Source organism: Bacillus sp. 05T22 (assembly GCF_056396765.1).
Genome location: NZ_JBFTMC010000062.1, coordinates 14141 through 28368 on the forward strand (window position 1 = coordinate 14141; position 14228 = coordinate 28368).

Here is a 14228-nt window from a genome sequence, read left to right on the forward strand (position 1 = left end):
TGAATAGATTGAAGCTACTAGTGAAAGCACCAGCAAAGATTAATCTGTCGTTAGATGTACTAGGGAAAAGACAAGACGGTTATCATGAAGTGAAAATGATTATGACAACAATCGAYTTRGCAGATCGTTTAGAGYTAACGGARTTAKCAGAAGACCGTATTGAAATTKTATCCCATAATCGGTATGTCCCAGACGACCAGCGTAATTTAGCTTATCAAGCAGCGAAATTATTAAAAGAGAAATTTAAGGTAAAACAAGGTGTATCTATTGCTATTGAAAAAACAATTCCAGTAGCAGCAGGATTAGCAGGTGGAAGCAGTGATGCGGCTGCTACATTACGTGGTCTTAATAAGCTATGGAATTTAGGTCTTACAATAGGTGAATTAGCGGAACTTGGAGCAGAAATTGGATCTGACGTATCCTTTTGTGTATATGGCGGAACAGCGATTGCGACAGGAAGAGGAGAAAAGGTTGAGCATATAAAGACACCTCCTTCTTGTTGGGTTATTTTAGCGAAGCCTCACATCGGTGTATCTACTGCTGACGTATATGGAAATTTACAATTAAATCGTGTCACACATCCAGACGTAGATAAAATGGTTGAAGTTATCAATCAAGGTGACTATAAAGGAATATGCAATGCAGTTGGAAATGTATTAGAAGATGTGACATTTGCGATGCATCCTGAAGTTGCACGTATTAAAGCACAGATGAAGCGCTTTGGCGCAGATGCAGTTTTAATGAGTGGCAGTGGTCCAACTGTGTTTGGGCTTGTGCATCATGATTCGCGTATGCACCGTATTTATAATGGTTTAAAAGGATTTTGTGAACAAGTATACGCAGTCCGTCTATTAGGAGAGCGAGAAACGCTTGAATAAAGACGTATAATAAGTTATGATTTGTTTAGAATATTCGTGATTTGGGGTGAGAATGTGAAAATTAGACGGAGTACAAGACTAGTTGATATGACTTACTATTTATTGCAAAATCCTCGTCAGTTAGTTTCTCTCACTTTTTTTGCTGAACGGTATCAATCAGCTAAGTCTTCCATTAGTGAAGATTTAGTTATTATTAAGCAAACGTTTGAACAACAAGGGGTCGGCACATTGCAAACGATAGCAGGGGCAGCAGGAGGAGTGAAATATATTCCATATATAAGTGAAGAGGAAGCAAATCTGATCATTAATGAGCTTTGTGGCTTATTTGAGAATCCAGATCGTATTCTTCCAGGTGGATACTTATATATGACGGATCTTTTGAGTAATCCACGCTATATCAACGGGGCAGGTCGCCTATTTGCTTCTGTATTTGCGAGGCAGCCGATTGATGCGGTTATGACGGTAGCAACAAAAGGGATTCCGCTTGCATATGCGGTAGCGAATTATTTAGATGTACCTGTAGTAATTGCAAGAAAAGATAATAAGGTAACAGAAGGACCAACAGTTAGTATTAACTATGTATCAGGTTCATCTAAGCGTATTCAAACAATGACTTTAGCAAAACGTAGTCTTCCGGAAGGTGCCAATGTTTTAATCGTTGATGATTTTATGAAGGCTGGAGGAACAATTCAAGGCATGATTAGCATGCTAGAAGAGTTTAAWGCYAATGTTGTTGGRATYGGCGTATTAGTAGARTCKACRGATATTGAAGAAAGACTTATTAATAACTTTGTWTCWTTAATYCGYTTRTCAGAAGTWGATRTKAAAGARAAARCRATTCAAGTGGAAAAAGGGAATTATTCACTTGTGCCATTTGACGAAGGGCTTGTAGAAGCTGAATAAAAAGGTAAAGCAGAAGCTTTATCTTTTTTTGTAAATGAAAGTGCTAGTGGACGTTAAGTCTTTTCTTGTATTGTGAAAGTCTTACCGCCCGCTAGCACAGGGCATCCTAATTATTTTAGATAGGATGAACTGAGTTTATATGGGAAGAAAGTTTTCTAGGAGTTTTTATTTAAGGAAAATAAAATAATAAAAGGGTGAGAAAATATGAAAGTAGTTCAAACAAATCAAGCACCACAAGCGATTGGTCCATATTCACAAGGAATTATCGTAAATAACATGTTTTATAGCTCAGGACAAATTCCATTAACGGCAGGTGGAGAACTTGTAACAGGTGATGTGAAAATACAAACCGAACAAGTATTTCAAAATTTACAAGCTGTGTTAGAAGAGGCAGGAGCATCATTTGATACGGTTGTAAAAACAACTGTATTTTTAAARGAYATGGATGATTTTAAAGATGTAAACGAAGTATATGGAACATATTTTTCTGCACATAAACCAGCTCGTTCTTGTGTACAAGTTGCAAAATTACCGAAAGATGTTTCCATCGAAATTGAAGTTATTGCCCTTGTAAAATGAAAATTTGTAAGCGATAACGTCCATTAATTCTTATATTCCGTTAAAAAAAATTTTTTATCTTAAAAATTTTTAAAAAATTAAAGGGAAAATAGAAAATTTGTGGAATTTATACAAATATATCGCTTATTTAGAAAAGGGTGGTGAACACAAGATGGAAGTGACTGACGTAAGATTACGCCGCGTAAACACAGAAGGCCGTATGAGAGCGATTGCCTCTATTACATTGGACCATGAGTTTGTTGTTCATGATATTCGTGTAATTGATGGYAATAATGGATTATTTGTAGCAATGCCAAGTAAACGTACTCCAGATGGGGAGTTCCGTGATATTGCGCATCCAATTAATTCTAACACACGCTCAAAAATTCAAGATGCGGTTTTAGCTGAGTATCACCGTTTAGGCGAGTTAGAAGAAGTTGAGTTTGAAGAAGCAGGAGCTTCGTAAAATTCGAATAAAAAGGGCTCTAATAAAGGAGCTCTATAATTTTGTAACAAACTCCTGTAAACACTTACAGGGGTTTGTTTTTTTATTTGTAAATCCATTTTGATTTATTGGCGCCTAAGTTCCGGCTATGAAAATAAAAGAAGATCGGAACTCGTTATCTCCTTTTGTCTTCCCTTGGCATGGAGGCAAAAAAGGCCCTGACCGCTTCTGTGCGAGGCGGGGCGCTCTCTCCCGCCTAAAAAGAACGGTTTTTTACTTATAAAGTGTTTATTTTGAATAAAATTTTCCGCTAATTAAAGCCTCACTTTATTGTCCTCGTTATATGTAAACTTCTAATTTCTTTAAAATCATTCGAAATAGTATATCTTATTTCCTAAAAAAAGATACTAAAGAATAAAACATCTTATAAGAAGTATGGTAAAATTTAATAGTTATGCCGTGTTTCTTGAAATATATAATGATTTAGGATAATATCTTTAATGGATAAATAGGTTGCGATGGAGGTTCTATATGTCAAACAGATTTGCAGTGATTTTAGCTGCAGGTAAAGGCACACGTATGAAGTCCAAGCTATACAAAGTGCTTCATCCTGTATGCGGAAAACCAATGGTACAGCATGTAGTTGATCAAGTATCTCAATTAGGATTGCAGAAACTTGTAACGGTAGTTGGACATGGTGCTGAAAAAGTACAAGAACAACTAGGGAACGTAAGTGAATTTGCAWTGCAAGCAGAACAACTTGGTACAGCACATGCTGTTGATCAAGCTGCCGATGTACTTGCAAATGAAGAGGGAACAACTTTAGTTATTTGTGGTGATACACCCCTTATAACTGCAGGAACAATGGAAGCATTGTTAAAGCATCATGAAGAAGCAGGAGCGAAAGCGACGGTGTTAACAGCGTACATAGAAGAGCCTGCTGGATATGGCCGCATTGTTCGTAATGAAAGTGGTCATGTTGAAAAAATCGTTGAGCATAAAGATGCAAATGAAGTAGAGCGAGCTATTAAAGAAATTAATACAGGGACGTATTGTTTTGATAATAAGGCACTATTTGCTTCACTTTCTAAAGTTTCAAACGATAATGTTCAAGGTGAATATTACCTTCCAGATGTTATTGAGATTTTGAAAAGTGAAGGTCATATTGTATCAGCTTATCAAACAGAGCATTTCGATGAAACATTAGGTGTTAATGACAGAGTCGCTCTATCGCAAGCGGAAATTATTATGAAAAAGCGTATTAACCAAAAGAACATGGTAAATGGTGTTACAATTATTGATCCAAATAACACATACATTTCTGCTGATGCAATCATTGGTAATGATACAGTTCTTTATCCAGGAACAGTTATTGAAGGCAAAACTGTAATTGGTTCTGATTGTGAAATTGGTCCACATACAGTAGTACGTGATAGTGAAATTGGAGATTGTACGACAATTCGTCAATCTACTGTACATGACAGTAAGATTGGTATGGAAGTTTCAATCGGTCCATTTGCACATATCCGTCCAGATTCAGTTATTGGTGACGAAGTACGCGTTGGAAACTTCGTGGAAATCAAAAAGACTGTTTTTGGTAATAGAAGTAAAGCTTCACACTTAAGTTATATCGGGGATGCACAAGTTGGAGAAGACGTGAATCTTGGTTGTGGTTCAATTACGGTGAACTACGATGGCAAGAATAAATTTAAAACAGTTATTGGTAACGGCGTATTTATTGGTTGTAATTCAAACCTTGTTGCTCCTGTAACAGTTGAAGATGGTGCTTATGTTGCGGCAGGCTCTACAATTACAGAGAGTGTTCCATCAAAAGCATTATCAATTGCACGTGCACGTCAAGTTAACAAAGAAGACTATGTTGATCAATTGCTGAATAAGAAAAAATCATAATGTGGAGGGTTAATCTAGATGTCGACTCAATATCTAAATTCTAATTTGAAAGTATTCTCTTTAAACTCTAATAAGGAACTTGCTGAGCAAATTGCAAAGCATATTGGAGTAGGGTTAGGGAAATGTTCTGTTGACCGTTTTAGTGATGGAGAAGTTCAAATTAACATTGAAGAAAGTATTCGTGGTTGTGATGTATTCATTATTCAATCTACAAGCTTCCCAGTAAACGAACATATCATGGAATTACTTATTATGATTGATGCGTTAAAACGTGCATCTGCAAAAACAATTAATATCGTTATTCCTTATTATGGTTATGCGCGTCAAGACCGTAAAGCGCGTTCTCGTGAACCAATTACATCGAAACTTGTAGCAAACTTGCTTGAAACAGCAGGTGCAACTCGTGTAATCACTCTAGATTTACATGCTCCACAAATTCAAGGGTTCTTTGATATCCCAATCGACCACTTAATGGGTGTACCGATTCTTTCTGATTACTTTGAGACAAAAGGTCTTAAAGATATCGTAATCGTATCTCCTGACCACGGTGGTGTAACACGTGCAAGAAAAATGGCGGATCGCCTAAAAGCGCCAATCGCTATTATCGATAAACGCCGTCCACGTCCGAATGTATCGGAAGTAATGAACATTATTGGTAATATCGAAGGTAAGACAGCAATTTTAATTGATGACATCATTGATACAGCTGGTACAATTACATTAGCAGCAAACGCTCTTGTTGAGAACGGTGCTTCTGAAGTATATGCTTGCTGTACACACCCAGTTTTATCTGGCCCAGCAATTGAGCGTATCCAAAACTCAAATATTAAAGAGTTAGTTGTAACAAACTCTATCGTATTACCAGAAGAGAAGAAAATTGATAAAGTACATGAGCTTTCTGTTGCTCCATTAATCGGAGAAGCAATCATTCGTGTTTACGAAGAAGAATCTGTGAGTGTATTATTCAATTAATTGGATAGAATGAGACGTAACCAAATTTGGTTACGTCTTTTCGTATCGTAAAAAGAAAGTAGTGGTACAAGAATGAAATTAATAGTAGGACTTGGGAACCCAGGTAGAGAATATGAATTAACAAGGCATAATATCGGATTTATGGGAATTGATGAACTTGCGAAACGATGGGGAATTTCTTTAAATGAACAAAAGTTTAAAGGTATGTATGGTTCAGGATTTGTTAATGGCGAAAAAGTAATTTTATTAAAGCCACTTACGTATATGAATTTATCTGGAGAAAGTATCCGTCCGCTTATGGATTACTATAAAATTGATGTGGAAGATTTTGTTGTCATGTATGATGATTTGGATATTCCAGTAGGTAAATTGCGCCTTCGTATGAAAGGTAGTGCAGGCGGCCATAACGGTGTGAAATCGACAATTTCCCATTTAGGAACGCAAGAGTTTCAACGTATTCGTATGGGGATTGATCGCCCGAAAAATGGTATGAAAGTAGTGGATTATGTATTGGGGCGCTTCACAGCAGAAGAGCTGCCAGAAGTAAATCATTCCATTGAAAAGGCTGCGGCCGCATGTGAAGAGTGGTTAAAGAAACCATTTCTTCAAATTATGAATACTTTTAACGGTTAATGTTCTAATTTGGAATATTTTATGATGTTTTAATCCATACTAATAGTAATTGTACACTTAGGAGGATAGTATGGAAGGACATTATTACTGTAGACATTGTGGGTGTAACGTAGGTGCCATTACCGCAGAAAAGGTATACAGCAAAGTTTTATTTCAACTAACAGAGCAAGAACGATTGGATATGATTCATTTTCATGAAAATGGAAATATATATATAAAAACAATCTGTGAGTCGTGCCAAGAAACGCTCTCATCTTATCCGGAGTATTATGAGTATGAAAAATTTTTGCAATAAAATGTTGTCGCTTTGGCGTGTCCAAAGCATTTTTCTGTTTTCTTTTTCCAAAATATTTGCATAAAAATATATTAACTTGCTCTTTATGTTGAGAGGGGTTTTGAAAATGATAGGGTTATTAGAGCAATTTTATAAAAATAAAGAAATACAATCCATTATTAATGGACTAGAAGAAGGATTGAAAGAGCAGCTTGTATCAGGTATGGCAACTTCTTCTCGTTCTTTATTAATGGCTGCTTTATATAAAAAAACAAAGCAGTCGCAACTTGTTGTTACACACAACTTATTTCAAGCGCAAAAAGTATATGAGGATTTAGTATCACTACTTGGTGAGCAGGATGTATGGTTATATCCGGTTAATGAATTAATTGCGTCAGAAATAGGGGTTGCAAGCCCAGAACTGAAAGCGCAGCGTATTGAAGTATTAAATCGTTTAGCGATGGGCGAGCGGGGCATTATTGTTGTTCCAGTTGCTGGATTACGTAGATTTTTACCAATAAAAGAATTATGGAAGCAAAAGCAAATCGAAATTAGTCTAGGGCAAGAGATTGATTTAGATGTATTGCTTCATACATTGCATCATATTGGATATGAACGTAAGTCAATGGTAGAAGCACCTGGAGAATTTAGTTTGCGCGGGGGTATACTGGATATTTATCCGTTAACTGAAGAATTACCGTTTCGTATAGAGTTCTTTGATACGGAAGTAGATTCTATCCGCTCATTTGATGTAGAAGAACAACGCTCTCAAGATAAAAGAGAAAGCGTGAAATTCGGTCCTGCGACAGAATTTTTATTTTCAAAAGATGAACTGAAATTAGGGGTAGAGCGTCTTGAGGAAGGTTTAATGAAGACGATGCAGAAGCTCTCTGATGATAAAATCAAGACAGCAGTACTTGAAACAGTTAGTCACGAGATAGAAATATTGAAAAACGGACAGACTATAGAGCAAATGTTTAAATATTTATCTATTTTTTACAAAGAACATGCTAGTCTAATAGACTATTTACCTGAGAATGGTGTCGTTATCTTAGATGAAATTTCGCGTATTCAAGAAACGGCATCACATCTTGAGACAGAAGAAGCGGAATGGTATACATCGCTTCTAAGTGAAGGGGCAATTCTTCAAGATTTGGTGTTCTCACACCAATTTGAAGAATTTCTACACCATAAAAAGAGAAGCTTTGTATATTTAACATTATTTTTACGCCATATTGCACATACGCACCCGCAAAATATTGTTAATGTAACGTGTAAAACAATGCAGGACTTTCATGGGCAAATGCAATTGTTAAAAACAGAAATTGATAGATGGACTGAAGGGGATTTCACGACTGTTGTATTGGGAACAGATGAAGAACGCGCAAAAAAATTACAATATATTTTAAGTGATTATGATATTGAAGCAGACATTATAGAATCTACAGATATATTGCTTCCTGGTCGCCTTCAAATTGCTGTAGGTGATTTACATGCAGGATTTGAAATGCCGATGCAAAAGCTTGTTGTGATTACAGAAAAAGAGCTGTTCCATAAAAAAGTAAAAAAATCACAACGTAAGCAAAAACTATCGAATGCAGAGCGTATTAAAAGTTATTCAGAGTTAAAGGTTGGCGACTACGTTGTTCATGTAAATCATGGTATCGGTAAATTTTTAGGAATTGAAACGTTAGAAATTAATGGTGTCCATAAAGATTATTTGAACATTAAATATCAAGGTAATGATAAGTTATATGTGCCAATCGAACAAATTGATCAAGTACAAAAGTATGTAGGATCAGAAGGTAAGAATCCGAAAGTTTACAAACTAGGCGGAAACGATTGGAAAAAGGTCAAAACGAAGGTAGAAAAATCTGTACAAGATATTGCAGATGACTTAATTAAATTGTATGCAGAGCGTGAGGCTTCAAAGGGATATGCGTATACGCCGGACACTGCAGAGCAGCAGGAATTTGAATCATCTTTCCCGTACCAGGAGACAGAAGATCAGTTGCGTTCTATTGAAGAAATTAAGAAAGATATGGAACGTGGGCGTCCGATGGATCGACTTCTATGTGGTGATGTTGGATATGGTAAAACGGAAGTTGCAATTCGTGCAGCGTTTAAAGCAATTATGGATGAAAAGCAAGTTGCAATTTTAGTACCGACAACGATTCTTGCACAACAACACTATGAAACGATTCGAGAACGTTTTCAAGACTACCCAATTAATATTGGATTGTTAAGTAGATTCCGTACTAGAAAACAACAAAATGAAACAATTAAAGGTTTAAAAGATGGGACAGTTGATATTGTTATTGGAACACATCGCATTTTATCTAAAGATGTAACCTATAAAGATTTAGGCTTACTAATTATCGATGAAGAACAAAGATTTGGTGTTACGCATAAAGAAAAGATTAAACAATTGAAAGCGAATGTTGATGTATTAACATTGACGGCAACGCCAATTCCGCGTACGCTCCATATGTCTATGCTCGGTGTACGAGATTTATCTGTTATTGAGACGCCGCCAGAAAATCGTTTCCCGGTACAAACATATGTGGTTGAGTATAATCCAGGGTTAATTCGAGAGGCGATAGAACGGGAACTTGCAAGGGGCGGTCAAATTTATTTCTTGTATAACCGTGTTGAAGATATTGAAAGAAAAGCAGATGAAATCTCTATGTTAGTCCCAGAGGCGCGTGTGACGTATGCTCATGGGAAAATGAACGAAGGTGAACTAGAGTCTGTCATGCTATCATTTTTAGATGGACAGCATGATGTTCTTGTAAGTACAACGATTATTGAAACAGGTGTTGATATTCCTAATGTAAATACATTAATTGTATTTGATGCCGATCGTATGGGATTATCACAGCTTTATCAGCTTCGTGGGCGCGTTGGTCGTTCAAACCGTGTTGCTTATGCATACTTTGCATATAAGCGTGATAAAGTGTTATCAGAAGTCGCTGAGAAGCGTTTACAAGCAATTAAAGAATTCACAGAACTTGGATCAGGATTTAAAATTGCAATGCGAGATTTATCCATTCGTGGTGCTGGTAACTTGTTAGGGGCTGAGCAGCATGGATTCATCGATTCTGTCGGATTTGATCTATATTCTCAAATGTTAAAAGATGCRATTGAACAGCGTAAAGGAACACAAGGAATTGAAAATACGGTTGATGTTGAAATTGATTTAGAAGTCGATGCTTACTTGCCAGACGCTTATATTTCAGATAGTAAACAAAAAATTATGATGTACAAACAATTTAGAGGTGTCTCTGCGATTGAAGATATTGAGGAATTACAAGAAGAAATGATTGATCGTTTTGGAGACTATCCGCAAGAAGTTGGATATTTATTACAAATTGCAAATATTAAAGTATTAGCAACGAAAGAACAGATTGAGCTAATTAAACAAACAAAATTTGAAGTGACGTTTTTATTCTCAGAGCAATCAAGCCAAAATATTGATGGTGGAAAATTATTTATGCTTGGTAATAGTTTTGGTCGTATGATTGGTCTTGGTATGGAAGGTTCTCGTTTGAAAATTGTTATGAAAACGAATGGATTAGAGACATCAAAATGGTTAACAATCGCCGAAAATTTATTAAAAGGTTTGTCTGACGTGAAAAAAGAAGTAATAAATGCCTAAAACAAAATAAAAAATGTAATTCGACGTGCATAGAAGAACTAATGTGTAAAATACTATGTCTAACAGTTGGTGATTTTTACATGAACAGGTAAATTCACCACTTTCATCATCAGTAGAAAGTGAGGCAGCATTAGAATGAAAGCAACTGGAATCGTACGTCGAATTGATGATTTAGGTAGGGTAGTAATTCCGAAAGAAATTCGTAGAACCCTTCGTATCCGAGAAGGAGATCCGCTAGAAATTTTTGTGGATCGCGATGGAGAAGTGATTTTGAAAAAATATTCTCCAATTAGTGAATTAGGTGATTTTGCAAAAGAATATGCAGAAGCTTTATACGATAGTTTAGGACATAACGTACTCGTATGTGATCGCGATTCCATTATCGCCGTAGCGGGGGTATCTAAGAAAGAATACTTAAATAAAAGTGTTGGCGATTTAATCGAAAAAACGATGGAAGATCGAAAATCTGTTGTTATGACAGATGAAAGTGAAATTTCGATTATCGATGGTGTAACCGAAAAGGTTAGCTCTTATACGGTTGGACCAATCGTTGCAAATGGAGATCCGATTGGAGCTGTTATCATCTTTTCAAAAGAAGCAATTATAAGTGAGGTAGAGCATAAGGCAGTAAATACTGCTGCAAGTTTTTTAGCAAAACAAATGGAACAGTAATTCTTCTTAATCATAATATTTCTTTATAAAAGGTTTTTTTCGGAAAGTAGGATTGTATTTCATTTAAAGGTAGCGTCTTGCTACCTTTTTTATTGTATAAATCTAAAAGGAATCCTGTTTTTTCTTTGTGATATAATACGAGGGATGAGAATAGGAAAAGGAGTTTTCTCGTATGGAAGCGAAGAAGTATCAAGCTTTTTGGCGCGGGGCTATTATATTAACGATTGCAAGTTTTGTTACGAAAGTATTAAGCGCTTTTTACCGTATTCCATATCAAAATATAGCGGGAGATGTTGGTTTTTATATTTATCAACAAATTTATCCATTTTATGGATTTTGTTTAATTTTAGCTACTTATGGTTTTCCCATCATTATTTCTAAGATGGTAGCAGAGCGTTTAGAACAAGGGAAGCAGGAAGAGGCAGAGGGAATTATTTGTGTTTCTTTTTGGTTTTTATTAGGAATCGGTTGTATAGGTTTCTTTACGTTGTTTTTGGGAGCGCACACGATTGCATCAGTCATGGGCGATGCAAATTTAGATAAACTGCTAAGAGTTATTTCATTTTCATTCTTGTTAATGCCCTTTTTATCTGTTGCACGAGGGCACTTTCAAGGGTTTAACAATATGATACCGACAGCTATATCGCAAGTGATTGAACAAACGGTTCGTGTGTCAATTATTGTGTTCTTATCGTTGTTCCTCATCGCACATGAATTTGATTTATATACAGTTGGAGCAGGAGCGATGTTGGGGTCGATTGCAGGCGGGTTTATTGGTATACTCGTACTTTTATTTTATATGCGGCATAATTTTCGCTCTATTTTCTTACAAGGATGGAAGAGGATACACAATAAAAAGAAAATCATTCGAATCCTTTTTTGGCAAGGAATGGCTATTTGTGTTAGTAATTTAGTGTTAATTTTTATACAAATGGCAGATTCCGTTTCGTTTTACACATTGCTTATTCAGGCAGGAGAACCGGCGGAAATTGCAAAAGTATTAAAGGGTGTTTATGACAGAAGTATCCCGCTTATGCAGCTTGGTACAGTTGTGACGACTTCATTTTCACTTTCGCTTATTCCAATTATTACTTCAGCAAAAGAACGAGGAGATCGTCTGTTTATTCAACAAAAGGTGCAGTTAGCGATGAAGATAACTTTTGTGATTGGAGTTGCGGCTGCATTAGGATTAGCGTGTATCATTAAGCCGACAAATATTATGTTGTTTGAAAATAGTGAGGGCTCAGGTGTGTTAGCTATTTTAGCTGTTTCTATTTTATTTAGTTCCTTATCCATTACAACGGCTTCTATTTTGCAAGGGCTTGGTCAAACTGTAAAGCCGGCACTGTTTGTTATATTTGGAGGGTGTCTAAAATTATTGCTCAATTATATGTTAATGCCGCAATTTGGTGTAACTGGGGCGGCAGTCGCAACGTTAATTTCGCTCATGGTTATCGCTTTGTTAAATAGTGCTTTCCTTATTCGAATTGTAGAAGAACCACTCATTCATAAACAAGGCATATTTGGAGTAACGATCAGCGGATTAGGAATGGTCGTTATATTAATGTTATTTATGCGTATTTATGAAGGGTTGGGACTAGGAAGTGATGAAGGGTATAGAGGATTAGCTGTAATTGAAGCGTTGCTAGGCGTAGCGATTGGCGGATTGGTATATCTGTTTTTAATTACGAAGTTAAGTGTTTTTACAAAAAAAGAATTAGGGACTGTTATGAAGCAAGAGAAGGTAGAAGCTTCATTGAAGAAGAGTGGATAGAGGTGAATGGTTGTGAGTAGAGTAATCACGATTTTAGGATTAGGTGCTGGTGAATTAGATCAGCTGACAATGGGTGTATATCGAAAAATAAAAGAAGCAGATCATATGTATGTGCGTACGAAAGAGCATCCTGTTATTGAAGAGTTAGAAAAGGAAGGTATAAAGTACACGGCTTTTGATGATGTATATGAGTCGCACGATACATTTGAAATCGTGTATGAAACAATTGCGAATACGTTAATAGAACAAGCGCAAGGTGCGGATATTATATATGCTGTACCAGGTCATCCACTTGTTGCGGAACGAACTGTTCAATTACTCTTGCAAAAAGGGGAAACGAAGCAGATTGAGGTGCGAATTGAAGGTGGACAAAGCTTTTTGGATCCGATGTTTGCTAGTTTAAAAATAGATCCAATTGAAGGATTCCAACTTATTGATGCAACTTCATTTGAAAGAGGTCAATTAGAATTACGTCAACACTTAATTTTTTGCCAAGTATATGATGCGTTTGTTGCATCTGAGGTTAAGTTGACATTAATGGAAATGTTGCCTGATGAGTATGAAGTATATATTGTAACAGCCGCAGGAACATCTTTTGAGCAAGTGAAAAAAGTGCCGCTCTATATGTTGGATCATGAAACAGAGTTGAACAATCTAACGAGCGTATATGTACCGCCTGTTACTGAGCGAGCTTCTTTATATCARCARTTTGATGTGCTYMGAGMARTTATTGCTGAKCTTCGTGGACCAAATGGCTGCCCATGGGATAAAAAGCAAACACATCAGTCTTTAAAGAAATATTTAATTGAAGAGACATATGAAGTGTTAGAGGCAATTGATGAAGAAGATGATGACCACTTGATTGAAGAACTTGGTGATGTGTTATTACAAGTTATGCTTCATGCTCAAATTGGAGAAGATGAGGGCTGGTTCTCTGTTGAGGATATCATCCGAACGCTATCTGAAAAAATGGTACGTCGTCATCCACATGTGTTTGGAGATATAGATGTAGAGAATGCGGAAGAAGTTGTTTTAAACTGGGAAGAAATTAAAAAACAAGAAAAAGGGCATGTAAGGGAGTCTGCTTTAACGGGAATTCCAAAAAGTTTACCACAATTAATGCGTGCGTATGAAATCCAGAAAAAAGCAGGAAAAGTTGGTTTTGATTGGGATGATGTACAGCCAATGATGGATAAAGCTTTTGAAGAATTGAAAGAGTTTGAGCAGGAAGTTGCAAAGATGGATAAAGAAAAAATGTTAGGTGAATTTGGGGATTTACTATTCGCCTTTGTTAATATTGCTCGCTACTATAAATTGGATCCAGAAGAGGCACTTCGTACCACAAATGAGAAATTCATGCGCCGATTTATATACATGGAAGCCAAAGTAGCTGAAATGAATAAGGAAATGCAGGAGTTAACGTTAGAGCAAATGGATGCTTTATGGGAAGAAGCGAAGCAGATAGAGAATCAATAGGGGGGAAATGAGATGCGCTTAGATAAATTTTTGAAAGTATCGCGTCTAATTAAAAGGAGAACATTAGCAAAGGA

Annotated in this window: 12 protein-coding genes and 1 pseudogene; all 13 read left to right on the forward strand. The window is 36.3% G+C overall.

Annotated elements, in window-relative coordinates; translation table 11 throughout:
- The first annotated feature begins 8 nt into the window (after window positions 1-8).
- Window positions 9-878 (forward strand): 4-(cytidine 5'-diphospho)-2-C-methyl-D-erythritol kinase, encoded by an 870-nt coding sequence (gene ispE, locus AC1DIT_RS17755; protein WP_476998327.1) that lies wholly within the window; start codon window positions 9-11, stop codon window positions 876-878.
- A 54-nt stretch (window positions 879-932) separates the two neighbouring features.
- Window positions 933-1781, forward strand: a complete 849-nt coding sequence (purR, locus tag AC1DIT_RS17760) for a pur operon repressor (protein WP_476998328.1) — start codon at window positions 933-935, stop codon at window positions 1779-1781.
- Window positions 1782-1985: 204 nt separating this feature from the next.
- Window positions 1986-2360, forward strand: a complete 375-nt coding sequence (locus tag AC1DIT_RS17765; RefSeq protein ID WP_016132954.1) for a RidA family protein — start codon at window positions 1986-1988, stop codon at window positions 2358-2360.
- 151 nt (window positions 2361-2511) lie between these two features.
- Complete coding sequence (spoVG, locus tag AC1DIT_RS17770) at window positions 2512-2805, forward strand: septation regulator SpoVG (protein WP_002174553.1); 294 nt, start codon at window positions 2512-2514, stop codon at window positions 2803-2805.
- A 510-nt stretch (window positions 2806-3315) separates the two neighbouring features.
- The gene (glmU, locus tag AC1DIT_RS17775) at window positions 3316-4695 is read left to right on the forward strand and encodes a bifunctional UDP-N-acetylglucosamine diphosphorylase/glucosamine-1-phosphate N-acetyltransferase GlmU (protein WP_476998329.1); all 1380 of its coding nucleotides are present in this window, start codon (window positions 3316-3318) and stop codon (window positions 4693-4695) included.
- An 18-nt stretch (window positions 4696-4713) separates the two neighbouring features.
- On the forward strand, window positions 4714-5667 hold the full coding sequence (locus tag AC1DIT_RS17780; protein ID WP_000107420.1) for a ribose-phosphate diphosphokinase: 954 nt from the start codon (window positions 4714-4716) through the stop codon (window positions 5665-5667).
- A 72-nt stretch (window positions 5668-5739) separates the two neighbouring features.
- Window positions 5740-6300 (forward strand): aminoacyl-tRNA hydrolase, encoded by a 561-nt coding sequence (gene pth / locus AC1DIT_RS17785; protein WP_016116908.1) that lies wholly within the window; start codon window positions 5740-5742, stop codon window positions 6298-6300.
- A gap of 70 nt (window positions 6301-6370) precedes the next feature.
- Window positions 6371-6595, forward strand: a complete 225-nt coding sequence (locus AC1DIT_RS17790; RefSeq protein WP_016116909.1) for an anti-sigma-F factor Fin family protein — start codon at window positions 6371-6373, stop codon at window positions 6593-6595.
- A gap of 106 nt (window positions 6596-6701) precedes the next feature.
- Window positions 6702-10232: a transcription-repair coupling factor gene (gene mfd / locus AC1DIT_RS17795; RefSeq protein ID WP_016116910.1), complete on the forward strand. Its 3531-nt coding sequence runs from the start codon at window positions 6702-6704 to the stop codon at window positions 10230-10232.
- Between the two features lie 135 nt (window positions 10233-10367).
- On the forward strand, window positions 10368-10904 hold the full coding sequence (gene spoVT, locus AC1DIT_RS17800; protein ID WP_006093076.1) for a stage V sporulation protein T: 537 nt from the start codon (window positions 10368-10370) through the stop codon (window positions 10902-10904).
- A 172-nt stretch (window positions 10905-11076) separates the two neighbouring features.
- Window positions 11077-12678: a putative polysaccharide biosynthesis protein gene (locus AC1DIT_RS17805; RefSeq protein WP_016116911.1), complete on the forward strand. Its 1602-nt coding sequence runs from the start codon at window positions 11077-11079 to the stop codon at window positions 12676-12678.
- 12 nt (window positions 12679-12690) lie between these two features.
- Entirely contained in the window at window positions 12691-14154 is a 1464-nt protein-coding gene (gene yabN / locus AC1DIT_RS17810) for a bifunctional methyltransferase/pyrophosphohydrolase YabN (protein WP_476998330.1), read from the forward strand.
- Between the two features lie 12 nt (window positions 14155-14166).
- Window positions 14167-14228, forward strand: a pseudogene (locus AC1DIT_RS17815) (RNA-binding S4 domain-containing protein); the annotation flags it as partial.